At 66.0% G+C, this 24,249-nt stretch carries 19 protein-coding genes; 6 read left to right on the top strand and 13 right to left on the bottom strand.

Features of this window, described 5'->3' with window-relative positions:
• The first annotated feature begins 15 nt into the window (after nt 1–15).
• From ACQCS0_RS09480 to ACQCS0_RS09470, 3 genes are all read left to right on the top strand, one after another.
• Complete coding sequence (locus ACQCS0_RS09480; RefSeq protein ID WP_354154289.1) at nt 16–1,344, top strand: HRDC domain-containing protein; 1,329 nt, start codon at nt 16–18, stop codon at nt 1,342–1,344.
• 121 nt (nt 1,345–1,465) lie between these two features.
• Entirely contained in the window at nt 1,466–2,752 is a 1,287-nt protein-coding gene (locus tag ACQCS0_RS09475; RefSeq protein ID WP_354154290.1) for a thiolase family protein, read from the top strand.
• Nucleotides 2,749–4,926 (top strand): 3-hydroxyacyl-CoA dehydrogenase NAD-binding domain-containing protein, encoded by a 2,178-nt coding sequence (locus ACQCS0_RS09470; protein ID WP_354154291.1) that lies wholly within the window; start codon nt 2,749–2,751, stop codon nt 4,924–4,926. The genes ACQCS0_RS09475 and ACQCS0_RS09470 overlap by 4 nt, the downstream gene beginning before the upstream one ends.
• Before the next feature lie 94 nt (nt 4,927–5,020).
• Here the strand turns inward: ACQCS0_RS09470 and ACQCS0_RS09465 are convergent, their stop codons facing one another.
• From ACQCS0_RS09465 to ACQCS0_RS09455, 3 genes are read right to left on the bottom strand one after another with little or no spacing between them, the layout of a single operon-like run.
• Complete coding sequence (locus ACQCS0_RS09465; RefSeq protein WP_354154292.1) at nt 5,021–6,547, bottom strand: ATP-binding cassette domain-containing protein; 1,527 nt, start codon at nt 6,545–6,547, stop codon at nt 5,021–5,023.
• A gap of 2 nt (nt 6,548–6,549) precedes the next feature.
• Nucleotides 6,550–7,293, bottom strand: a complete 744-nt coding sequence (locus ACQCS0_RS09460) for an energy-coupling factor transporter transmembrane component T (RefSeq protein ID WP_354154293.1) — start codon at nt 7,291–7,293, stop codon at nt 6,550–6,552.
• A 10-nt stretch (nt 7,294–7,303) separates the two neighbouring features.
• Nucleotides 7,304–8,140, bottom strand: a complete 837-nt coding sequence (locus tag ACQCS0_RS09455) for an ECF transporter S component (protein WP_354154294.1) — start codon at nt 8,138–8,140, stop codon at nt 7,304–7,306.
• Between the two features lie 459 nt (nt 8,141–8,599).
• Between ACQCS0_RS09455 and ACQCS0_RS09450 the strand changes: the two genes are divergently transcribed.
• Nucleotides 8,600–10,024 (top strand): mycothione reductase, encoded by a 1,425-nt coding sequence (locus ACQCS0_RS09450; protein ID WP_426940190.1) that lies wholly within the window; start codon nt 8,600–8,602, stop codon nt 10,022–10,024.
• Nucleotides 10,025–10,033: 9 nt separating this feature from the next.
• Here ACQCS0_RS09450 and ACQCS0_RS09445 read toward each other — a convergent pair whose 3' ends face one another.
• The 8 genes from ACQCS0_RS09445 to ACQCS0_RS09410 all read right to left on the bottom strand — a co-directional run bounded on the left by ACQCS0_RS09445 (nt 10,034) and on the right by ACQCS0_RS09410 (nt 21,685).
• Complete coding sequence (locus tag ACQCS0_RS09445) at nt 10,034–11,059, bottom strand: nucleoside hydrolase (RefSeq protein ID WP_354154296.1); 1,026 nt, start codon at nt 11,057–11,059, stop codon at nt 10,034–10,036.
• Between the two features lie 12 nt (nt 11,060–11,071).
• Nucleotides 11,072–12,049, bottom strand: a complete 978-nt coding sequence (locus tag ACQCS0_RS09440) for an aldo/keto reductase (RefSeq protein ID WP_354154297.1) — start codon at nt 12,047–12,049, stop codon at nt 11,072–11,074.
• Nucleotides 12,050–12,060: 11 nt separating this feature from the next.
• Nucleotides 12,061–12,621 carry a hypothetical protein gene (locus tag ACQCS0_RS09435; protein WP_354154298.1) on the bottom strand — a complete coding sequence of 187 codons (561 nt, stop codon included), beginning with the start codon at nt 12,619–12,621 and terminating at the stop codon, nt 12,061–12,063.
• Nucleotides 12,618–13,235 carry a DUF402 domain-containing protein gene (locus tag ACQCS0_RS09430; RefSeq protein WP_354154299.1) on the bottom strand — a complete coding sequence of 206 codons (618 nt, stop codon included), beginning with the start codon at nt 13,233–13,235 and terminating at the stop codon, nt 12,618–12,620. The genes ACQCS0_RS09435 and ACQCS0_RS09430 overlap by 4 nt, the downstream gene beginning before the upstream one ends.
• Complete coding sequence (gene dxs / locus ACQCS0_RS09425; RefSeq protein ID WP_426939485.1) at nt 13,232–15,205, bottom strand: 1-deoxy-D-xylulose-5-phosphate synthase; 1,974 nt, start codon at nt 15,203–15,205, stop codon at nt 13,232–13,234. Before dxs ends, ACQCS0_RS09430 begins: the two co-directional genes overlap by 4 nt.
• 128 nt (nt 15,206–15,333) lie before the next feature.
• Nucleotides 15,334–18,144: an aconitate hydratase AcnA gene (acnA, locus tag ACQCS0_RS09420; protein WP_426939484.1), complete on the bottom strand. Its 2,811-nt coding sequence runs from the start codon at nt 18,142–18,144 to the stop codon at nt 15,334–15,336.
• A 152-nt stretch (nt 18,145–18,296) separates the two neighbouring features.
• Nucleotides 18,297–19,712 carry a class I SAM-dependent RNA methyltransferase gene (locus ACQCS0_RS09415; RefSeq protein ID WP_426939483.1) on the bottom strand — a complete coding sequence of 472 codons (1,416 nt, stop codon included), beginning with the start codon at nt 19,710–19,712 and terminating at the stop codon, nt 18,297–18,299.
• A complete protein-coding gene (locus tag ACQCS0_RS09410; RefSeq protein ID WP_354154303.1) occupies nt 19,709–21,685 on the bottom strand; it encodes an APC family permease in 1,977 nt (658 codons plus the stop codon). Before ACQCS0_RS09410 ends, ACQCS0_RS09415 begins: the two co-directional genes overlap by 4 nt.
• Nucleotides 21,686–21,803: 118 nt before the next feature.
• Here ACQCS0_RS09410 and ACQCS0_RS09405 point away from each other — a divergent pair, with 118 nt between their 5' ends.
• Nucleotides 21,804–22,475 carry a potassium channel family protein gene (locus tag ACQCS0_RS09405; protein WP_282330419.1) on the top strand — a complete coding sequence of 224 codons (672 nt, stop codon included), beginning with the start codon at nt 21,804–21,806 and terminating at the stop codon, nt 22,473–22,475.
• Nucleotides 22,475–23,221, top strand: coding sequence for a TrkA family potassium uptake protein (locus ACQCS0_RS09400; protein WP_354154304.1), 747 nt, complete (start codon nt 22,475–22,477; stop codon nt 23,219–23,221). Before ACQCS0_RS09405 ends, ACQCS0_RS09400 begins: the two co-directional genes overlap by 1 nt.
• Here the strand turns inward: ACQCS0_RS09400 and ACQCS0_RS09395 are convergent.
• Both ACQCS0_RS09395 and ACQCS0_RS09390 read right to left on the bottom strand, forming a co-directional pair.
• The gene (locus ACQCS0_RS09395; protein ID WP_426939482.1) at nt 23,188–23,940 is read right to left on the bottom strand and encodes a DUF3159 domain-containing protein; all 753 of its coding nucleotides are present in this window, start codon (nt 23,938–23,940) and stop codon (nt 23,188–23,190) included. The genes ACQCS0_RS09400 and ACQCS0_RS09395 overlap by 34 nt on opposite strands.
• The gene (locus ACQCS0_RS09390) at nt 23,937–24,182 is read right to left on the bottom strand and encodes a hypothetical protein (protein ID WP_354154306.1); all 246 of its coding nucleotides are present in this window, start codon (nt 24,180–24,182) and stop codon (nt 23,937–23,939) included. The genes ACQCS0_RS09395 and ACQCS0_RS09390 overlap by 4 nt, the downstream gene beginning before the upstream one ends.
• Nucleotides 24,183–24,249: the final 67 nt, after the last annotated feature.

Below are 24,249 nucleotides of genomic sequence, written 5' to 3'. Positions count from 1 at the left end.
TAAACTGAAGGCATCATGACCCCTCATATTCCCGAAAACACCACGGCCGGCGCTCCGGCTGCTGATACCACTCCCCACATCACGGTGGAAGGCTTCGATAGCCAGGTCCCCGTAGTCATTGACCTCGATGCACCGCGCGACGGCGTGCCGCTGGTTATTGAATCGCAGTCCGGGCTGGAGCGGTGTGCGGCAGCCATCGCCGCCGGAACAGGTCCCGCAGGGGTTGACGCAGAACGGGCCTCGGGATTCCGGTACGGCCAGCGCGCGTTCCTGGTGCAGATCCGGCGCGAAGGCTCCGGCACCTGGCTGATCGATCCTGAACCGTTCGAGAACCTGTCCATCATCAACGATGCGCTCCAGGGGGTGGAATGGATCCTGCACGCAGCCAGCCAGGACCTGCCCTGCCTGCTCGAGCTGGGCATGTGGCCGGACAGGCTCTTTGACACGGAACTCGCTGCCCGGCTGGCCGGACTGCCCCGAGTTGGCCTGGCCGCCGTTATCGAACAACTGCTCGGCTTTGGCCTGGCGAAGGAACATTCGGCCGCCGACTGGTCCACCCGGCCCCTCCCCGAGCCATGGCTGCGCTACGCCGCCCTGGACGTTGAAGTCCTGACCGAACTGCGCGAAGAACTCATCGAGCTGCTGCAGGACGACGGCAAGCTGGACTACGCGGAGCAGGAATTTGCCGCGATCCTTGCCGCCGGAGTGGCCCCGCCCCGGGTTGACCCCTGGCGCAAGACGTCGGGCCTGCACCAGATCCGCGACCGGCGCCAGCTGGCCGCGGTCCGCGAGATGTGGCTGGAGCGCGATTCCCTGGCACAGAAACGCGATGTGGCGCCGGGCCGGCTGATTCCTGATTCCGCCTTGGTGTCCGCCGCCAAAGCCATGCCGTCCACCGTTCCTCAGCTGCTTGGTACCAAGGGCTTCCATGGCCGTGCGGCTCAGCGTGAGGCACCCCGGTGGCTCCGGTGCATAGCCGCTGCCCGCGATCTTGAGGACCTCCCGCCGCTGCACCTGCCCACGAACGCACCGCCCCCGCCGCGGGTGTGGTCGGATCGCGACCCCGAGGCCGCGGCACGCCTGTCCACCGCCCGCCCCCTCCTGCAGGCGAAAGCGGAGGAACTGAACCTTCCGGTGGAGAACCTGCTGACGCCGGACTACCTGCGCCGCGTGGCGTGGCGTCCGCCGTCGGACATTACCGAAGAAGCGGTCTCCGCTGACCTGCGCACCCTCGGTGCCCGCGAATGGCAGGTCGGCGTGGTAGCACCGCTTCTTACTGACGCGTTCCTCAACCCGCAACCGCGACCGTTCAAGGAAGCCAGGGAAACGGCGGCGCCGGAGTAAACGCCCCTTCACGGAGCCTTGCACACCATATTACTGACGAGTAACATGGTGTGCACTGCCGTCCTGCCGAGCGCTGCCCGTTGGCCTCCGGACGGCGCCAACGTCTCGATGAGGAGTAAACGTGAGCCACCACGGAAGCAGCGGATCCCCGCGAACTGTCCGCGACGTCGTTTTTGTTGACGGCGTCCGCACACCCTTCGGCCGGGCCGGCGAGAAAGGCATCTACGCCGGAACCCGCGCCGATGACCTGATGGTGAAGTGCATCCGCGAACTTCTGCGCCGCAACCCCACCCTGCCCCCGGCCCGGATCGACGAAGTCGCTGTTGCCGCCACCACCCAGACCGGCGACCAGGGACTGACCCTCGGCCGCACGGCCGCCCTTCTGGCAGGGCTCCCCCGCACCGTCCCCGGCTTCGCCATCGACCGCATGTGCGCCGGCGCCATGACCGCAGTGACCACAACGGCGAGCGGCATCGGCTTCGGCGCCTACGACGTCGTCATCGCCGGCGGTGTAGAGCACATGGGCAACCACCCGATGGGCTCCGGCGCCGATCCAAACCCGCGTTTTATGTCCGAGCGGCTGGTTGACCCCGCCGACCTGAACATGGGCAACACGGCCGAAAACCTGCACGACCGTTTTCCCGCCATCACGAAGGAACGCTCGGACGCCTACGCCGTTGCCTCGCAGGACAAACTGGCAGCCGCCTACGCACAGGGCCAGATCCAGCCCGACCTCGTTCCGGTCGCTACCCTGAAGCCGGGACAGGGCTGGACGGTGAACAGCATTGATGAGCCGCCCCGCCCGGGCACCACGCTCGAGGACCTGGCGGCCCTGCGGACTCCCTTCCGCGCCCACGGCCGCGTGACGGCAGGTAACGCGGCCGGCCTGAACGACGGCGCCACGGCCGCTGTCCTCGCTTCCTCGGAAGCGGCCGCGGAACTGGGTCTGCCAGTCAAGATGCGGCTGGTCAGCTACGCCTACGCCGGCGTCGAACCGGAGGTCATGGGCATCGGCCCCGTACCCGCCACCGAAAAGGCTCTGAAGAACGCCGGCCTCAGCATTGAGGACATCGGACTTTTCGAGATCAATGAAGCGTTTGCCGTGCAGGTTTTGAGTTTCCTGGACCACTTTGGAATTTCCGACGACGACCCCCGGGTCAACCGCTACGGCGGCGCCATCGCCGTGGGCCACCCTCTCGCCTCCTCCGGGGTCAGGCTGATGAACCAGCTTGCCCGGCAGTTCGAAGATGACCCCTCCGTCCGGTACGGGATCACCACCATGTGCATAGGCTTGGGCATGGGCGCCACCGTCATCTGGGAAAACCCGCACCACCCCCATTACAGCGGTGCCGTCGCAGCAGACGGCCACGAAGCAGTCACAGCAGCCACCACCGAAGGAGCCGCATGAGCGCCGCCGATTTCACCAAGCTTGCCGAGCTTTTCCCCGACGAAACCGTGACCCACTCGTACGTCCAGGACATCAGGCTGCCGGCGGCCGCCGGCCAGCAGAGCCCCGGGGTGTTCGCGCTGATCACCCTGGACAACGGCCTGGACCATTCCAAGCCCACCACGCTGGGACCCAATACCCTCGTAAAACTGGGCACGGTCCTCGAAGGCCTGAAGGAACGTGCGGCCCGCGGCGAGATCGTGGGTGTAGGGGTGACCGGCAAGCCCTACTTCCTCGTGGCCGGCGCCGACCTGTCGGCGGTGAAGTCGCTGGAGAACCGCGATCATGGCTTGTGGATGGCGCAGCTCGGGCATGACGTTTATGCCACGCTGGCCAACCTCGGCGTCCCCAGCTTCGCCTTCATCAACGGCGTTGCCCTGGGCGGCGGCCTGGAGATCGCCCTGCAGTCCACGTACCGCACGGTGTCCACCGGCGCCGGCGCACTGGCGCTGCCCGAGGCCTTCATCGGCCTGGTCCCCGGCTGGGGCGGGGTCTACATCCTGCCGCGGCTGATCGGTCCCGAGAACGCCGTCAAGGTGATGATCGAGAACCCGCTCAGCAACAACCGGACGCTCAACGGTCCGCAGGCCTTACAGCTCGGCATCGCCGACGCCCTGTTCGAACCGGCAGACTTCCTGGAACAGTCGCTCGCCTGGGCGGCCACGGTGATCACCGGCGAGACGGTCCCGGAGCGGGCCAATGCTGTGGACCCGGCTGACCCCGCTGTTGCCGGGCGCTGGTCCGCAGCCGTCGGCGCCGGCCGGACCTTCGTGGAGGCCAAGACCTCCAACGCCTCCCCTGCACCGGCCAAGGTTCTGGACATCCTCGAAGCCAACCGGACCATGTCCCAGGCAGAATCCGCCGCCCTTGAGTGCGAAACCCTTGCCGGCCTGATGCAGACAGACGAGTTCCGCGCCACGGTTTACGCGTTCCTGGATTTGGTCCAGAAGCGTTCCAAGCGGCCCGCCGGCGCACCGGACCGGAAGCTGGCACGGCCGGTCACCAAGGTCGGCGTTGTGGGGGCGGGCCTCATGGCCAGCCAACTCGCCCTTCTGTTCGCCCGCCAACTCAAGGTCCCCGTGGTGATGACGGACATCGACCAGGCCCGCGTGGACAAGGGCGTGGGATACGTCCATGCCGAGGTGGACAAGCTCCTGGGCAAAAGCCGGATCAGCCAGGACGCAGCCAACCGCACCAAGGCGCTGGTCACCGGATCGGTCTCCAAGGAGGCCTTCGCGGACGCCGACTTTGTTATCGAGGCTGTCTTCGAAGAGCTGAACGTCAAGAAGCAGGTCTTCGCCGAGGTGGAGGCAATTGTCTCGCCGGACTGCATCCTCGCCACCAACACGTCCTCGCTGTCCGTCACGGCCATGGCCGAAGACCTCGCGCACCCGGAACGGCTGGTGGGCTTCCACTTCTTCAACCCGGTGGCCGTGATGCCGCTGCTCGAAATCGTACGCGCGCCCAAGACTGACGACGCCGTGCTGGCCACCGCTTTTGAGCTCGCCAAGGGCCTGAAGAAAAGCGCGGTCCTGGTCAAGGATGCGCCGGCCTTTGTGGTCAACAGGATCCTGCTGCGGCTTATGGGCGAAGTGACGGCTGCCTTCGACGAGGGAACCCCTGCCGACGTTGCCGACACCTCGCTGCGCCCCATGGGCCTGCCGATGACCCCGTTTACGCTCGGTGCCATGGTGGGCCTGCCGGTGGCCCAGCATGTCCAGGAGTCCCTGAACGCCGCCTTCGGAGACCGCTTCGCCGTGTCCACGAACCTGCAGAAACTGATCGAGAACGGCGTGAAATCTCTCTGGGTCCCGGCGGCCGACGGCTCCCAGGAGATCCCGGAGTCCACCCTGTCGCTGATGTCCTTCGGCACGTCAGCGTCCAGCGGGGATGATGTGCTGCGCCGTGTCCAGGATGCCCTGGCCGAGGAGATCGGGCTGATGCTGGATGAGGGCGTGGTGGCCGGTCCTGAAGACATCGACCTCTGCATGATCCTCGGCGCGGGCTGGCCAATGTTCCTGGGCGGCATCACACCGTACCTGGACCGGGTGGGCGCCTCAGAGCGGGTCAATGGCAAGCGGTTCCTGACTCCCGGAGTCGCGTCCGCCGCGTCGGTGTCCCCGGTCCCAGCCTGACCCGCGCCTGAAGAGTTTTTGGTCAGATAACGTCCCCTGAAGGTCCTTAAATCCGCGTTATCTGACCAAAAACTCCAGCGTTTGTCACTGGCCCTCAAATACCCCGCAGGCGGCCGGCCTCGAGGCACACCAGCCGGTGCGCGATGGACCGGGCGTAGTCCAGGTCGTGGGTGACCAGCACGACGGCGGTGCCATCGGCCGTCGTGCTGCGCACCACCCGGTCCAGCCGGTCCAGCCCGGGGCCATCCAGGGAAACGGTTGGCTCATCGAGTGCAAGCACTGAGGGACATCGGGCCAGTACCGTCGCCAGGGCCAGCAGGCGCTGCTGGGACGCCGGCAGTTCCGCCGGGTGCCGCCCGGCAAGGTGATCCAGGCCGACTGCGGCAAGGGCGCGCTGCACCGCCTGGTCTGCCGCGAGCCCGTCGCGTCCGAGTCCGAAGCGTACTTCCCGTTCCACGGTCCGCTCAAACAGCTGGTCCCGGGGCTGCTGGAAGAGGAGCCCAACGTCGCGGGACACCTGTCCCGCCGGGTGCCCGCCGATGTCCCGCCCCTTGACCAGCACGCTGCCTGCCGTTGGTTGGAGCAAGCCGTTGAGGTGCCTCAGCAGCGTGGACTTTCCGGCGCCGTTGGGACCTGTCACCGCCAGGATCTCGCCCGCACTGACGGTCAGGCTCAGTCCGTGCAGGACCGCGTCAGCCGGCGGGCCCGGTTGTGAACTGAACCAGCCTCGGCGCTGCGTCCCCCCGTACGAGAACGAGACGTCACGCAGCTCCAAAGCCGGCGGACCGTCGACGGCGGATTGATACTCGGCTCCTGCCAGCGGCCGGGGACCTGCATGCGGGCGGGGGCAAACCACGCCCGCCAGTTCCAGCGCCCCGGCGGCCACGATTTCTGCCGGCGTGCCAGTCGCCGCTACGGTACCACCGGTGAGGACCAGCCACGTATCGGCGGTGTGCAGGAAGGCCTCGGCACGCTGGCTCATGATCACGACGGCGGTGCCGTCTTGTGCCAGGTTCCGCACCAGGGCAGCGATAACTTCGGCTCCGTCCGTGTCGAGGGAGGCGAAGGGCTCGTCCATCACGAGAACTGCGGGGCGCTGAATGACCGCGCAGCCGATGGCCAGGCGGCGGAGCTGACCGCCGGAAAGCGTGGCGGGATCCCGGTCCAGCAGGTGGGCCAGGCCGGTCAGGGCTGCTGTGTCCCGGACGGCGCCGACCATACTCGCACGGTCAACCCCCGCGTTTTCCAGGCCGAAGGCCAGCTCTTCGGCCACCGTGACCCGGACCGTGGACAAAGCGCCGGCCGGATCCTGCGGCACAAAGCCCACCTGGCGGCCCCAGCGGCCGGGATCGATCTGCGGATCGGCAGCTGCTCCGGTGAACCTGGCGGACGTGCCGGCGAGCTCAAAAAAACCCGTGAGTGTCCCGCAGTCGCCGGGCAGCAACCAGCCGGCGAGGACGCGTCCCAATGTTGATTTGCCGCTGCCGGAACCGCCAAGGACCGCTGTCAGCGATCCTGGGGCCAAGGTCAGGCTTATGCCCGCCAGGACGGGTTCCGTTTCGCCGGGGAAGACGAATTTCTCGATGCCGGCAGCCAAGGCCGGCGGTGGGGTCTGCACCATTGCTAAGCACCCGCCGTCGGCTGCCAGAGGCGGAAGGCGATGGCCGCCAGCGCCGCGAGCAGCAGAACCAAGCGCGCCCACCGCTGGACCGGAGGATCCAGCACCTGACGGTAACTGGTGATTGGACCGGCACTACCGAAACCGCGGGCCTGCAGGGCCGCAGCGCGGGTGCCTGCTTCCTCCACGAGGGACAGCAGCAGGGGAACCGCCTGCCACCGGAACGCGGCAGTCCGCCCGGGAATTCCAGGCCTGATCACCAGGCCACGCGCTTCCTGGGCCTGCCTGATCCGCTCCAGCCGTGAACTGATGGCCGGCAGCAGCGTCAACGTGGAGGCGAGCACAAACGCGAACCGGGCGTTGACACCGCGGGTGGACAGGACAGCCACCAAGTCCGGAACGCTGACGGTGAAGGAACCCAGCAGCAGCACAAGCACGGCCGCGGAAAGCTGCGCTGCCCGCTCAAGCGCAAACTGCAGGCCTTGTGCTGTGACACGCGCCGGTCCCCACTGCGCCAGCACGGTGGTGCCCTCAGGAAAGAACAGTCCGTGCAGGGCCAGCAGCGACAGCACCAGCGGGACCAGAATGACCGCCGCCGCCGGCAGCATCCGGCGCGCCGCTCCCTGCGCGACCGATAAACCCACGGCCGCCGCGATCACGGTGAGGGACATCGGCCAGCTGGCAGCCGCCGTCGTTATCACTGCCGTGCTGCCGGCAGCCGCCAGCGATGTCAGGGGGTGAAGTCGCATCAGGGGTGCGTCAGGCGTCCTGGCCGGTGGGCTGGTCGCCGGGGTGATTGGCGGCTGTGCCGGCCAGTACGCGGTACTGCCGGACAAAGGGGAACTGGAGTCGCGTGCGGCGAGGGAGGGAGTAGACCAGGACGGCGACGAGGGTAAAGACGATGGCCTTGTCCATGGGGTCCGAGATCAGGGCCTGCTTGGTGATGGCGGCGAGCAGGCTGTCCCCCATGGAGCGGAAGGCGCTTACAATGGCGCCGGTGGCGAGGCCGGAGGTGCCGCCGAAGACGAAAGCGGCAACGGGAGCTGAGACCACACCGCCAATGACACCGGTCAGAAAACCCGCCACCGGGGCCAGATAGAAGCGCCGGAACAGGCCATAGCGCGCGGCGAGGCCGGCCAGGCAGCCGATCAAGGCCGCACCGGCGGCGAAGGGCAGGACGGTCGGGTTGAAAAAGGACCAGATAATGCTGCTGAGGGCACCCGTAGCGGCCCCGGCGGCGGGTCCGGCGAGAACGGCGATCAGGACGGTGCCGATGGCATCAAGGTAGAACGGGACCAGGGTGCTGCCGACGAATTGTCCCAGGACAATGTTCAGCACCAGGGCCACCGGAATCAGCACCAGCGTGGAGACCGGCAGCGTGGGCAGCACGCCGATGATCAGGAGCACGGCGCCCACGAGGAAGCCGGACAGGGCGATCAGGGCCGAGGCGCTGCCCGGGCCGCCGGTGATGTCCGCGGGCTGGTTCAGGACCAGGTAGATGTACGTGCCGGCGATGGCTACCGCTCCGAGGACTTCCAGCAGTCGGCGGTTGCGGGCGGTGGCCGGCGTTTGCGGCGGCAGCGTGAGCGATGACATGGCGTTCCTTCTGGGGGTGCAGGCTGTGGCGCCCGGATGCCCGGGCGGTGCGGAACGCCGCCTATGTCACCTCGGCGGCAACCGGGGGCGTCTGCGCCGGCCCGGGTCCGGCATCAGTCTACCGTCCGTCTCCCGTAGCCTCTTCCCGGCGGGTGGTGTCGTGTTCACCTTTGTGGCGTGCTTCCTTGAGGTGGTGTTCCAGCTACTCCTCCGCTGCCCGCAGCCGCAGCACGACAGTTCGCATCAGCTGGGTGGTTGGCGCTGCTGCATGCGCGTGCTGATGCGGCCCTCCCGTCCCGCAGGTCTTCTTCGTGTTTGTCGCTCAGAGGGCATCGCCCCACCGGATTGGACTATGGCGAAGGCCAGCTGCACGGAGCCACCCGCGCCGTAAACCGGCCGTACGATGGGGAGTAGGCGCGCAAGCCGCTGCCCGCCCTGCTGTCCTTCCGAAAGGCACAAATGCCCCACTACGACCTGGCCATCATAGGATCCGGATCCGGCAATTCTCTGATCACCCCGTTCTGGGACGACAGGAAGGTGGCCATGATCGACGACGGCGTGTTCGGCGGCACGTGCCTGAACGTCGGCTGCATCCCCACGAAGATGTTTGTCTACCCAGCGTCCTTGGCCGCTGCTCCCAAAGAAGCCGCCCGGCTGGGGGTAGATCTGAGCCTGGACAAGGTCCGCTGGAATGAGGTGCGGGACAGGATCTTTGGCCGGATCGACGCGATTTCCGAGTCCGGCCGGCGGTACCGGGCCGATGAACTGGCCCATGTGGACCTGTACCAGGAGCACGTCCGGTTCACCGGTCCCCGGACGCTCAGCACTGATTCCGGCGTGGAGCTCACCGCGGACCGGGTAGTGGTTGCCGCGGGCTCCCGGGCTGTGCTCCCCGATGTGCCCGGCATTGGCCTTCCACAGGTGCACACCTCGGACACCGTGATGCGCATCGATGGTCCGCCCGAACGGGTGGTGGTGGTTGGCGGCGGGTACATCGCCGCCGAGTTCGCTGCCGTGTTCCACGGTTTCGGGGCCAAAGTGACCCAGGTGAACCGTTCGCAGCGGCTGCTGCGCGGGAACGACGCCGAAATCGCCGGGCGCTTCGCCGCGGCCGCGGCCGGCCGCTGGAAGCTCAAGCTTGGCTACTCGCTCCAGGCGGTGGAGGACAACGGCGACGGCAGCGTCACCGTATTTTTTGCGGACAACGACGGCAAATGGCTGCGGGTCGCAGCGGACATCGTCCTGATGGCCACCGGGCGGGTGCCGAATACGGACCGGCTGGGTGTGGACGCCGCCGGCTTTGACGTGGACGAGGACCATACACTGTCCGTGGACGCGAGCCTTAGGGTCCTCGCCGGCGGCACGCCCGTTGACGGTGTTTACGCTTTGGGCGACATCGCCAACAGCTACCAGCTCAAGCACGTCGCCAACCGGGAGGCCCGGGTAGTGGCGCACAACCTGGAACACCCGGACCGGCTCCGGACCATCGACTACACCGCGGTGCCGTTTGCCGTGTTCAGCAATCCGCAGGTGGCCTCCGTAGGCCTGACTGAGGATGATGCCCGGGAGCAGGCCGCAGCAGGGTCGGACATTGTCACCGCAGTCCAGGATTACGGCTCCACCGCGTACGGCTGGGCCATGGAGGACGAAGAAGGTGTGGTCAAGCTGGTGGCGGAACGTTCCACCGGCCGGCTGCTCGGCGCGCACATCATGGGCCACGAGGCCTCGCTCCTGATCCAGCCGCTGGTCCAGGCGATGGCCACTGACGTATCTGTCCACCAGCTCGCACGGGGCCCGTACTGGATCCACCCGGCCCTGACGGAAGTGGTGGAGAACGCCCTGCTTGCCTTGGACGTTGAGGTGCCCGAAGACGCGCCATTGTAGGGCTGGTCTTCAGCCGACCCTGCGGGCAAGGCGCCCCAGGGAACCCACCAGTTCGTCGAAAGCCTGCGCTGGGTTGTTGTCGGAGACGACCCGGGCATTGTGCGGCCGGTTCCACAGGTTCCGGTAGTCCGCCACCGTGGTCCCCATCAGCATGGCCGACTCAACCTCCACGTCCACCGTGGCAGGCCGGGTGCTGTATTCCAGGGTGCCGGCTGCCACGCCGGCGGCGAAATAGTCGTGGACGTGCGCCAGGTAGCCCTGGTCATAGTGACGGTGGAATTCGAAGTAGAAGCGCAGCGCATCGGACAGGTGCCGCACCAGCGAGTTCCCGGACGTGCTTCTGAGCCCTTCGGCCTGTTCCGGCAGCACAAGTTCCTCCACAGCACAGCCTGCCGCCGCGGCCAGCCGCCGCACATGCTCCGGGCGCATCTCCATCCGCTCCGTGGTGTCCAGGGAGCAGACGATGGGCAGCCGGTCGGCCGGCAAGCCCCGGTAGGCGGCATAGACTTCCTTGGCCGCATGCGGATCAACGTGCGTGTTCCACTCTGCCGTGGGTGTGGTGTTCCCCTGGTGGTAGAAGCTTCCTCCCATGATCACCACGCGTCCCAGCAGTTCGGGCAGCCGGGGTTCGCGCCGGATGGCGAGGGCGAAATTGGTCAGCGGCGCGGTGATCAGGGCTGTCAGCTCCCCAGGATGGGCACGAGCGGCCTCCACCCAGACGTCGGCGGCGTGCCGTGGAGACACCGTGCCCGCCGGCGGGGGCAGGACTGCGTATCCCAACCCCTGGGGGCCGTGGGTTTCCGGCGTTGTCACCAGCGGGATGCCCAGTGGGGTCAGGGCGCCGACGGCGACCTCCACGTTGGGCCTGCCGCACAGCTCCAGCAGCGCGATGGTGTTGCTTGCCACCTGGTGGGCATCCACGTTTCCCGGGGACGCCGTCACAGCCAGGAATTCCACGTCCGGCAAGGACGCCAGATAGGCCAGCGCCAGGGCGTCGTCGATCCCGGTATCCACGTCCAGCAGCAGCCTGGTCATCGGCGGGGTTTCCTAAAAGAGAGCTACTTGGGGGACCTTCGGGAAGATCGCATCCAGTTCCGCGAGCTCCGCCCGTGACGGCACCCAGGCGACAGCGGCCGCATTTTCGCGGATCTGCTCCGACGTGGTGGCTCCGGCGATCACGCTGCTGACGGCAGGCTGGGCCGCGAGCCAGGAGAAGGCCACCTGGATCTCGGTCAGGTCGCGTTCTGCGGCGAAGGAACTGAAGCGCTGGAGCTGGTCCCAGTCGGCATCGTGCACCATGTTGGTGCGTGTATGGCTCAACCTCGAGCCGGCGGGAGCCGTGCCCGGCGAGTATTTGCCCGTCAACAGTCCGTTGGCCAGCGGGAAGTACGGCAGGACGCCCAGGCCGTAGGCTTCTGCCGCGGGCGTGACCTCCTGCTCGGCGCGTCGGTCCAGGAGATTGTAGTGGTTCTGGGTGGAGATGAACCGCGTGCCGCCGGCGGCACGCGCCACAAATTCTGCCTCTGCAATCTGCCAGCCGGCGCGGTTGGAGTGTCCGATGTAGCGGACCTTGCCACCGGTGACCAGGTCATCGAGGGCACTCAGCGTCTCATCAATCGGAGTCAGGGGGTCGGGGGTGTGGAACTGGTAAAGGTCGATCCAGTCTGTGCCCAGCCGCCGCAGCGAGGCCTCCACGGCACGGACAATGTAGCGCCGGGACCCCCGGGCGCCAAAGTCGTTGCCGTTGGCGCCCCTTACGTCCATGCCGAACTTGGTGGCTACCAGCACGTCATCACGCCTGCCGGCCAGGGCCTTGCCCAGCATCGTCTCGCTGAGTCCGGGCTCGCGCCCGTAGTTGTCGGCGACGTCGAAAAGCGTCACGCCGGCATCCAGTGCGGCGTGGACGACGGCGTCAGTCCCGGCCTGCGATTCGGTCACCGTGTTGGCGCGGCCCAGGTTGTTGCAGCCCAGTCCCACCACGGAGACCGTCAGCCCGGAGTTTCCCAGGCGTCGGTAGTCAGGCATGTTTTTCTCCTCTAGAGGCTGAAGGTGTTGGCAGGCTTCGCGGAGTGCTTGAGTTTGAAGTTGACCGGTTCGCCGTAGGTGGCTGCCCCGATGCTCAGCTTGGTAAAATCGAGGTCTTCGCCGCGGCTGCAGACCTTGATAGCGCTGACGGCCTTGTTCACGTCGGGGCAGAGGCAGAAGATGTTCAGCTTGTAATCGCTAAACTCTGAGCGTTCCACGGTTCCCAGGCCGCGCCAGGCCAGGTGGCTGATGAGGGCGTCTTTCGCCTTTTCCTCAAGGTAGCGGTCACGGTCGGTACCCTCCTTGGTTTTCAGGGCGAACTGAGCCACCACCCAGAACTGGTCCTCGTCGGGGATTTCGGCGAAGCCGTCCTCCGCGCACTGCACGGCAAAGGCATCCATGAGGCCCTCCACCGCAGCGGCGTCAGCCACATCGGTCTCTTCGGTTTTGCTCTGGTGCCCAACCACGCCGTAGTTCATCACAAACTGGCTGTAGTCCTCGTCGAACCAGCCTTCACGGAAGTGCAATGTTCCTTCATCGTCCCGTTTGTAGACCCTGATGATTCCGCTCATGACCGTCCTTTCGTGAACCATTCGACGTCTGTTCCGTCGAATGGTGCGTGCTCTGCCTTGACGGCCTGATAAAGCTCATCCGCGGCGGCCTGGATGGCATCCACTAGCCGGTCCGGGTAATTCATGGCAATACGGTGCTCGGCGAACTCGTCCTGGTCATCGATGAAGACGCCACGGCCGGCCATGCGGATCACGTCCAGGTCCATGTCGATCACGTGGAACTCGGTGACCGCGGGCCGGATGTCCGTCCACTCGTGGGCGACGGCGAGGTCAACGTAGACCCTGACTCCGCTGGGATGGTCGTCGTCATAGAACGTGGCAACCCAGTCTCCGGACCGCGGTACCAGGAGCACGGCGTCGGACGCGGTGTAGAAGGCAGCACCCGGGCGCGAACAGAATTCGTTGGTTCCCTGGAAGATCCACCAGCCGTGCCGGTCTTCGCCGAGGTAGCGCCCCGGGACCACCCAGTGGGCTTTACCGTTCCATTTCCGGTTCCGGGCCACCACCAGCTGGCCCGGCTGCAGCCCCGCGGGGACGCGGGTGGTGCTGGTGTGCCTCGCCGGATGTGAATCCCCGACGCCGGCCGGATACTTCAGTGCGTCTTCTTCCCTCACAGGATGGGCAGGCTGCCGGTGGTGGGGTGCTCCTGGCCCGGCAGTGGGCGAGCGAAGGGGACCTTTGTGCCCAAAACCTGGGCGACGACGTCGTGCGTGATCTGCTGGGCCGTCAGCCCGACGCGCTCCAGCACCTGGCTCCGCGTGCCGTGGTCCAGGAACTCCGCAGGGAGCCCAACCTCGTTCAGCGCGGTGTCAACGCCGGCTGCCCGCATTTCCTGGCGGATCCGCGATCCCACGCCGCCTGCCCTGACACCGTCCTCGATGCAGATGACCAGCCGGTGGTGGGAGGCCAGCGCAATGATGGAACGCCGCACGGGCAGCACCCAGCGCGGGTCCACTACGGTGGTGCTGATGCCTTGGGCGCCCAGGCGGTTGGAAACGTCGAGGGCGAGTTCGGACATGGCTCCGACGCTGACGATCAGGACATCGTTTTCGGTGGACCCGGCGGGGCGGCGTGCCAGCACGTCAACGCCGTCGCCCAGCCGTTCGATGGCTTCCACTTCTGCGCCCACGGTGCCCTTGGAGAAGCGGACCACGGTGGGGGCGTCACTGATAGCCACGGCTTCGCGGAGTTCTTCCCGCAGCCGGGAGGCGTCGCGGGGCGCGGCCAGGTGGAGTCCGGGCACGATTTGGACCATGGCCATGTCCCACATGCCGTGATGGCTGGCCCCGTCCGGGCCGGTGACGCCGGCGCGGTCCAGGACGATGGTGACGCCGGCTTTGTGCAGTGCCACGTCCATCAGGAGTTGGTCAAAGGCGCGGTTCAGGAAGGTGGCATATATGGCCACCACGGGGTGGAGCCCGCCGAAAGCCATGCCGGCGGCGGACGTCAGCGCATGCTGCTCGGCGATGCCGACGTCGATCACCCGGTCCGGGTGCTTGGCCGCAAACTTGTGCAGGCCCACGGGAATGAGCATGGCCCCGGTGATGCCCACAATGTCGGGGCGTTCATCTGCGATCTTCGCGATCTCGTCGGCAAAAACAGATGTCCAGGACTGTGCCCCGGAATGTCCCGTCGGTTCGCCAGTTTCCGGATCGATAATACCGACGGCGTGGAACTGGTCCGCTTCATGGGCCCGGGCCGGGGCGTAGCCGTGCCCTTTTTCGGTCATGGCGTGGACAATCACCGGGCCGGCGTAGTTCCTGGCCGTGGATAGTGCGTGCTCCATGGCCTGCAGGTTGTGGCCGTCGACCGGGCCGATGTACTTCATGCCGAGGTCTTCGAACATGCCCTGCGGCGCCCACCAGTCCTTGATGCCCTTTTTCATGGCGTGCAGGCTCTTGTAAGTGAACTGGCCTACGGGGCCGCTGTTCTGGAGCTTCTTCTTCCACCAGTCCAGAGTGCCCTCATAGGCAGGGGCTGCGCGGAACGAGTCGATGGTTGGGCGCAGTGAGGCGAGGTAGTCCGCGAAGCCGCCCACCGTGGGGGCATAGGAGCGGCCGTTGTCGTTGACGACGATCACCACGCGGCGGCGCTTGTCTGCCGCAATGTTGTTGATGGCTTCCCACGCCATGCCGCCGGTCAGGGCGCCGTCACCCACAACCGCGACGGTGTATCGGTCGCCTTCCCCGGTCAGCTGCCGTGCCCGGGAGATGCCGTCCGCCCAGGAGAGGGAAGACGACGCATGGGAGCTTTCCACAATGTCATGCTCGGACTCGGCGCGGGACGGGTAGCCGGACATGCCGCCCTGCTGGCGCAGGGTACTGAAGTCCTGGCGGCCGGTGAGGAGCTTGTGCACATAGGACTGGTGGCCCGTGTCGAACACGATGCTGTCCCGGGGCGAATCGAAGATGCGGTGCACAGCAAGGGTCAGTTCCACGACGCCGAGGTTGGGCCCGAGGTGTCCACCTGTCTGGGAGACGTTGGTGATCAGGAAAGTCCTGACCTCAGCGGCCAGCTCTTCGAGCTGCTTGTCAGACAGCTGGTTCAGGTCCTGCGGATTCCGGATGGTGTCCAAGATTCCCAATGACCCCTCCTTCGGGTGGTAGACGTGCCTGTTAACTCTAACGCCTCGCGGAAATGCAAAGCCGAAGCCCCGGCTGGTCGGTGACCGGCCGGGGCTTCGAAGGGGTGCTGCGTGGGTTCAGGTTCCGGCTAGTTGGCGGAGATCTGGCGCAGGACGTACTGCAGGATGCCGCCGTTTCGGTAGTAGTCGGCTTCGCCCGGAGTGTCGATGCGGAGCACTGCATCGAATGACTTGGCGGAGCCGTCTTCTGCTGTGGCGGTGACCTTGAGGGTCTTGGGCGTGGTTCCTTCGTTCAGGGCAATGACGCCCTCAACCGCGAAGGTTTCCGTGCCGGTCAAGCCCAGGGTGGCTGCGGATTCTCCAGCCGGGAACTGCAAGGGCAGGACGCCCATGCCGATCAGGTTGGAGCGGTGGATACGCTCGTAGCTCTCGGCGACGACGGCCTTGACGCCCAGCAGGGCGGTGCCCTTCGCTGCCCAGTCACGCGAGGATCCGGAACCGTATTCCTTGCCCGCCAGTACCACCAGCGGGGTGCCGGCTGCCTGGTAGTTCTGCGCGGCGTCGTAGACATATGCCTTCGGGCCGTCAGCCTGGGTGAAGTCGCGGGTGAAGCCACCTTCGACGCCGTCCAGGATCTGGTTCTTGATGCGGATGTTCGCGAAGGTGCCGCGGATCATGACTTCGTGGTTGCCACGGCGTGAGCCGTAGGAGTTGAAGTCCTTGCGCTCAACACCGTTGGCCAGCAGGTACTGGCCGGCGGGGGTGTCCGACTTGAAGGAACCGGCCGGGGAGATGTGGTCGGTGGTGACCGAATCGCCCAGCTTCAGCAGCACGCGTGCGCCGGAGATGTCCTGGACGGGTTCCGGCTGCGCCTTGATGCCATCGAAGTACGGGGGCTTCCGGACGTAGGTGGAGTTCGGATCCCAGGCGAAGGTATCGCCGGCCGGGGTGTCGAGCGCCTTCCAGCGCTCGTCGCCGTCAAAGACGCCTTCGTAGCCGCGGGCGAACATGTCCTTGTCGATCGAGGAATCGATGACCTGCTGGACCTCTACCGGGTTGGGCCAGATGTCCTTGAGGAAGACGTCGTTGCCTGCTTCGTCCTTGCCCAGGGAATCGGTGTCGAAGTCGAAGTCCATGGAACCGGCCAGGGCGTACGCGATGACCAGCGGCGGGGAGGCCAGGTAGTTCATCTTCACGTCCGGATTGATCCGGCCTTCGAAGTTGCGGTTACCGGAAAGCACCGCGGTAACGGAGAGGTCGTTGGCCTGGATGGCCTCGGAGATCTCGGCGTCCAGCGGTCCGGAGTTACCGATGCAGGTGGCGCAGCCGTAACCCACGATGTAGAAGCCAAGCTTCTCAAGGTACGGGGTCAGGCCAGACTTGTTGTAGTAGTCGGTGACAACCTTGGACCCGGGGGCCACGGAGGTCTTGACCCACGGCTTCGAGGTCAGGCCCTTGTCGACGGCGTTGCGGGCCAGCAGGGCTGCCGCCAGCATCACCGAAGGGTTGGACGTGTTGGTGCAGGACGTGATCGAGGCGATGGATACCGCGCCGTGGTCCAGCTCGAACTCGCGGCCGTCTTCGGTTTTGATGTGCACCGGGTTGGACGGACGCCCGTGGGCGCCGTTCGCTGCGGACACAACACGGCTTGTCTCGGTGGTGTGCGAGTCGGCGTGCGTGAATGACGGGGCGTCCGATGCGGGGAAGGACTCGTCCAGGGACTCGTCCACGCTGCCGTCTTCGATGGCGACGTAGTTATGGATATCTTTGCGGAACTGTTCCTTGGCATCCGTCAGCTCAATGCGGTCCTGGGGACGCTTGGGGCCGGAGATGGAGGGAACAACCGTAGACAGGTCCAGCTCGAGGTACTCGGAGAACTTGATCTCGCGGGAAGCGTCGTGCCAGAGGCCCTGCTCCTTGGCGTAGGACTCCACGAGCGCCACATTTTCGTCCGAGCGGCCGGTGAGGCGCAGGTAGTCCAAAGTGACGTCATCGATGGGGAACATTGCCGCGGTGGAGCCAAATTCAGGGCTCATATTGCCGATGGTGGCGCGGTTGGCCAGCGGCACGGCCGCGACACCTTCACCGTAGAATTCGACGAACTTGCCCACAACACCGTGCTTGCGCAGCTGCTCGGTGATGGTCAGCACCACGTCCGTGGCGGTGGCGCCGGCCGGAATGGACCCGGTCAGTTTGAAGCCCACAACACGCGGGATGAGCATCGAGACAGGCTGTCCCAGCATGGCCGCTTCGGCTTCGATGCCGCCAACGCCCCAGCCCAGGACACCCAGGCCGTTGACCATGGTGGTGTGCGAGTCGGTGCCGACGCAGGTGTCCGGGTAGGCCCGGAGAACGCCGTCGATTTCGCGGGTCATGACAGTGCGCGCCAGGTACTCGATGTTGACCTGGTGCACAATGCCGGTTCCCGGGGGAACAACCTTGAAGTCATCGAATGCGGTCTGGCCCCAACGCAGGAACTGGTAACGCTCACCGTTGCGCTGGTATTCGATCTCCATGTTGCGCTCCAGCGCCCCGGAGTTACCGAAGGCGTCGATCTGCACGGAGTGGTCAATGACCATTTCCGCCGGAGCGAGGGGGTTGACCCGCTTGGGGTCGCCGCCGAGTTCCTTGACCGCTTCACGCATTGTCGCCAGGTCCACCACACAGGGGACGCCGGTGAAGTCCTGCATGATCACGCGGGCAGGCGTGAACTGGATTTCTGTATCGGGCTGGGCATTAGGATCCCAGCCAGCCAAGGCTCGCACGTGATCGGCCGTGATGTTCGCGCCGTCCTCGGTCCTCAACAGGTTTTCAAGCAATACCTTGAGGCTGAACGGAAGGTTTTCTGCACCTTCAACGGAGTTCAACCGGAAAATTTCGTATTCGGTTCCGGCTACATTAAGTTTGCCTTTTGAACCGAAGCTGTCCACAGTGCTCATCGCAGGACTCCTCTCGCAACAGTTTCATCTTTGTCGCGCGGTAGACCGCTTTCTAGTTAGGCAGGCCTAATTAGTGCTGGCCACAAAAATTGCAGGAGGTCAGCCGTGAATACGGGGCGCGACGTGGGATTACTACCGCCATCCTAGTAGCATCACGGACCCGGCGTCAGCAACGCCACCGTCTCCAGGTGGTGGGTGTGCGGATAGAGATCGAACGCCCGCAAGCCCGCCAGGGACCAGCCTGCCTGCTGGAAGTACCCCACGTCCCGGGCAAACGATGCCGGATCACAGGATACGTAGGCGATGGCGCGCGGACCAGCAGCGATCAGTTGGCTGACCACGGGCTTCCCGGCGCCGGCCCGGGGCGGATCCAGCACGATGGCGTCGAAATTCCGCGGCTTTTGGCGGAGGACACGTTCCACGCGTCCGACCTCGATCTCCACCTGCGGCGCACCGTGAAGGTTCTTCCGGGCGTCCCGGCTGGTTCCCTGTGCACTTTCGACCGAGAGAACGGACCCGGTCTCCCCCACCGCGTCAGCCAGCGGAGCGGTGAACAGCCCGGCGCCGGCGTAGAGGTCTGCCACTACGGCACCCGGTTCAAGGAATCCGCCGGCGTGGAGGAATTCTGTGATGGCCCCCACAAGCGTCCCGGGCGCGTCGCGGTGGATCTGCCAGAAACCTGCGCCGGTGACCCTGTAGTTGTGGCCGGCCGCGGTCTCCTGGACCCAGGTCCGGCCCCGAAGCTGCGCAACGTCCCCGGTCAGGGGGTCGAAAGTGGCCACCGAAACGTCGTCCGGAAGCTGTACCGCGATGGCGCTGAGCCGTTTGGGCTTGGTGCCGGGAGCCGGAGCCAGCAGCACCAAGGGGCGTGAACCGTTCGACGGCGCCGCCACCTCCACGCGTTCGATGCCTGTCAGGTCGAGGTCCCACAAACGCAGCCGGTTGATGCCCTCCGATGCGAGCGGCATCTCCCGGACAGCAATGATGTGCTCGGATCGGTGCGCGTGCATGCCAAGTTTGCCGCCCGGGGTCACCGAGAAGCTGGCGCGCGTCCGCCAGCCCAGGCCAGTACCGGCGTCGGACGTTGGCACCGTCTCCTCGCCTGAATCCGCCCCGCCCGCGGCCACGGCCTCAACTACGTTTCCGAGGTCCAGCCCGTCGGGCAGGTGTTCGACCGCGGCGAGCCGCTGAAGCTGCTCGGCCAGTACCGCCGACTTGAGCGCGCGCTGGCGGGCCAGCGAGATGTGGCCGAATTCGGCCCCGCCCACCGGCGGATGCCCGTGGCCCCAGGCGCGGAGGGAGTCCGCCGGGCGCCAGAAATGCTCCACCCGGTCCGGGGAGGCCTCCAGCACCTCAACAACGTCGGCGCGCCAGAACTTGGCCGACTCCCCCGCGTCGGTGAGGCGGACGCGTACCTTTTCGCCGGGGATGCCGTGCCGGACAAAGATCACCCTGCCCTCGTGCCGGGCCACACAGTGGCCGCCGTGGGCCACCGGGCCGACGTCGAGAACCAGTTCGGTGGGGGCTGCCGGGGCAGCTGAGGAGTGGGTCTGGGTCTGGGGGTTCATCGGATATCCTGCATGTTTTTGGCTTCTTCGGACGATTTCAACTGCCACGGGACACTGGCCACCATCACGCCAGGTTCAAAGTGCAGCCGGGTTTTGATGCGCAGCGCCGTCTGGTTGTGAACCAACTGTTCCCACCATTTGCCGACCACGTATTCGGGGATGTAGACCACGATCAGGTCGCGGGGGGAATCACGGCGCATGTTCTTGACGTATTCCATAATGGGCGTGATGGTTTCCCGGTACGGGCTGGCGAGGACGGTCAGCGGCACGGGGATCTCCAGCTTTTCCCAATCGGCAACCGTGTGCGCGGTTTCTTCTGCGTTGATGTCCACCGTGATGGCGTCCAGCCGCGACGGCCTCGACGCCCGGGCGTAGGCCAGGGCACGCAACACCGGCTTGCGCACGTGGGACACCAGCAGTACCGCGTGGACCCTGGATGGCAGGGCACGCGGCGAGGAGTCCTCGTCCACGGCCAGTTCCTTGGCCACGTTGTCATAGTGTGCCCGGATGCTCCACATGATCAGGAACAGGATGAACATGGCCAGCAGCGCGATCCACGCGCCTTGCTGGAACTTGGTGATCAGCACGATCACCAGCACCAGTGACGTCATGCCGAACCCGATGCTGTTGATGGTGCGGGACTTCACCATCCGGCGTCGGGTGGCTTTGTCCTTGGCGAGCTTGAGGTGCCTCCCCCAATGCCGGATCATGCCCAGTTGGCTGAGGGTAAAGGAGATAAAGACGCCCACGATGTAGAGCTGGATCAGCTTGGTGACGTCGCCGTTGAACGCGATGATCAGCACCAGCGCTCCGGCGGCCAGGGCAAGGACACCGTTGCTGAACGCCAGGCGGTCTCCCCTGGTCCGCAACTGGCGCGGCAGGTAGCCGTCCTGGGCCAGGATGGAGCCAAGTACCGGGAACCCGTTGAACGCGGTGTTCGAGGCGAACACCAGGATCACACCCGTGGCGGCGACCACGATGAAGAACAGGATTGAACCCGGGCCGAAGATGGTCTGGGCGATCTGGCTGATGGCAGGACTCTGGATGTAATCCTCCGGCAACGGCAGGCCGTTCATCAGGAATTCCGTTGCCGGATCCAGCACGATGTGCACCTTCGTGGCGTTGGCCAGGAAGATGATGCCGGCCAGCATGGACGAGGCGATGACGCCGAGCAGCAACAGCGTGGTGGCCGCGTTTTTGCTCTTCGGTTTCTGGAAGTTCGGCACACCGTTGCTGATGGCCTCAATGCCGGTCAGCGCGGCGGCGCCGGAGGAGAACGCCCGGAGCAGGAGGAAGGCGCCGGCCAGGCCCACCAGCCCTTCGTCGAAACCGGGAGCCGGCACAATCTCGAAGGCCGCCGACGGTGCTTCGCCCAGCTGGCCTGTCGCGGCCTGGAAGACGCCTACCCCTGTCATGCCGAGGATCGCCGCCATAAAAATGTACGTGGGGACAGCGAAAACGCTGCCGGCTTCCTTAATGCCGCGGAGGTTGACAAGGGCCAGGATTACGACGCCGATCGTGGCGAACAGGGCCTGTTGCCCATGCAGGGAAGGCACGGCCGTGGTGAGGTAGGTGGCCGCCGAGGACATCGAGACGGCCACCGTCAGGACGTAGTCCACCAGGAGGGCTGAGGCCACGGTCAGCCCGGAAAACTTGCCCAGGTTTTCGTTGGCGATCTCGTAGTCTCCGCCGCCGGAAGGGTACGCGTGGACGTTCTGCCGGTATGAAGCGACCACCGTGAGGAGGACAACCATGACGGCCAGGCCCACCCACGGCGAAAAAGCCACAGCGCTCACGCCGGCCAGGGCCAGGGTGAGCAGGATTTCATCGGGCGCGTAGGCCACCGATGACAGTGCGTCCGAAGCGAAAACCGGGAGTGCTATCCGTTTGGGGAGCAAGGTATGGGCGAGCCTGTCATTCCTGAAGGGCCTGCCCACCAGCACCCGTTTCACGGCATTCAATATTGTCAGCACTCCACAAAGCTAGTCTGATTCGCCGCCCATGTCATGACGGCGTCCGTGCGGATGCAGTACGCGCGCTGCCGGTAGAGTTCTAGCAGCAGCAACAGGCTACGGAAGTTGAGGAGATACGTTGGCGCATTTCGTGATCATGGGATGTGGCCGGGTAGGGGCCACTCTGGCGCATACGCTGGAGGACGCCGGTCATTCCGTCGCCATCATCGACCAGGACGACCGCGCGTTCCGCCGGCTTCGGCAGGGCTTCACCGGCCGGAAAGTCACCGGTGTGGGCTTCGACCGGGACACGCTCCAGCAGGCTGGCGTGGCCGAGGCGTACGCCTTCGCGGCCGTTTCAAGCGGTGACAACTCCAACATCCTCGCCACCCGCGTGGCGCGCGAGACCTTCCACGTCCCCCACGTGGTGGCCAGGATCTACGACCCCGGCCGGGCCGAAATCTACCAACGGCTCGGCATCCCAACCGTTGCCGCCGTCCGGTGGAGCGCAGACCAGGTCTTGCGCCGCATCCTGCCCGAACAGCATCTCGCCGGCGATTTCCGCGAGCCTTCCGGCCGTCTGGTCCTCGCTGAAGTGGACCTGGACGCCGGCTGGATCGGCCACCGGATCAGCGCGGTCGAAAAGGCTGCCAACATCCGGGTGGCATATCTCACCCGGTTTGGCGAGGGCATGCTTCCCGAAACCGGGACTTCCTACCAGGACGGCGACACCGTCCATGCCATGCTGCCGGTGGACCGCAGTTCCCAGGTCGCCCAGATCCTGGCCAAAGCACCTGCCAAGGAGTTGTAGTGAAAGTTGTTATCGTCGGTGCCGGCAGCGTCGGGTCTTCGATCGCCCGGGAACTGCTGGCCCACAAGCACGAAATCCTGCTGATCGACCTCAAACCTGAGGTCATCGGGCGCAGCGGGCTGCGCGGTGCGCACTGGCTGGTGGGCGACGCCTGCGAGCTCAGCACCCTGCAGGGAGCGAAAGTGGAGGATGCCGACGTCGTTGTTTCAGCGACGGGCGATGACAAGGTGAACCTGGTGGTCTCGCTCCTGGCCAAAACCGAATTCGGGGTGGGCCGCACAGTGGGGCGGGTCAACAACCCCAAGAACGACTGGATGTTCAACGACTCCTGGGGCGTGGACGTCGCCGTCAACACCCCGCAGCTGATGACCGCGCTGGTGGAGGAAGCGGTGGAGATCGGTGACCTGGTCCGGCTGCTGACGCTGCAGACCGGCGTCGCTTCGCTGGTGGAGTTCACGGTGCCGCACGATTCCCACGTCATTGGCCTGACGGTGGGCGGCATCCAGTGGCCCGAGGACGCCACTCTGGTGGCGATCCTCCGGGACCACGCGCCCATCACTCCCAGCCGTGACGACGTCATTGATGGCGGGGACGAACTGTTCTTCGTCACCACCATCGCGGCCGAGGACCAGTTGCGTGCGCTGCTGTCCCCCGAATCAGCAGACGAGCCGGAGGGCTCCCACGAGCACGAAGGCGTGCAGCCTGCCGAAACTCAGGCGCCGGAGGACGACGGCTTCGACGGCTGATCCGACGTCCGCGCATCGGCGGCGGCCGGTACCGGCCGGGTGACCAGCCATGCGATCCAGACGCCCAGGATATAGAGCGGCGCACCCATGATCAGGCGGGTCGTGGCCAAGGCGGCCAGTCCGTCCGAGCCCATCAGGTACAGGGGAACCTGGACGACCAGCCGAAGTACCAGGACCGCCACGATGATCCACGTGCCCAGGCGGTACGCCTTGAGCCGCGCGGGGTCTTTTCGCCAGTCCAGGCCCTCGGTGCGGAGGATCCCGAACAGCAGGCCGGCCACCGGCCACTTGATCGCGATGGAAATCACCATGGCGAGGATGTACGCGGTGTTGGTGAAGAAGCCCGGGAGGTAGAAATCCTCGGCCTTGCCCGTGGTGTTGGCGAGCCAGGCCGAGATGCCCACCCCCACAACGCCGGCGAGGGCCTGGGTCAGCGGACGCCGCTGGACGAGGCGGACCACCGTAAAGACCGCGGCGGAGGCCAGCGCCGCCACCAGCGACTGCGTCAGGTCCCGGCTGATAGTAAAGGCGATCAGGAAGACCATGCCCGGCACAATGCTCTCGGCGAGGCCCTGGATTCCACCGGCGCTCTTCAGGACATCGATCCGGCCGTCATGCGTGCGGTGCAGGCCGGCCTTGGCTGCGTAGCCCTCCGCAAAACCCTGCACTGCGGACGGCTCGGGCTGCTCGGACGGCTCAGGCTGCTGGGGCGAGGTCATTCGTTCTCCTGGCGGGAAAGGATTTCATAGCGTGGATTGAACATGGTGGGCAGTCCGTGGCTTTGGGACAGCATGCCCTCGAGGCGTAGTTCGGTTCCGGCGGCGATGCCCGGCACCCTGCGCCGTCCCAGCCAGACCACGCGAAGGCGGCCGCCCTTCCCCTGGACCCGCTTGGCACCGGACTCGCGAATGTCTGGGTCCGAGACGATGGCAGTGAAGGCCGCGTTCTGGTTTGCGGGCATATAGGTGACCGATTCGATGTGCCCTTGGCACACCACCCTCCCTCGTTCGGGCAGTCGGCTGACCGGC

This window comes from Pseudarthrobacter sp. S6 (assembly GCF_050156575.1).
GTDB lineage: Bacteria > Actinomycetota > Actinomycetes > Actinomycetales > Micrococcaceae > Arthrobacter.
The sequence above is the reverse complement of the archived record's forward strand: the minus strand, read 5'-3'. Positions and strand labels throughout refer to the sequence as shown.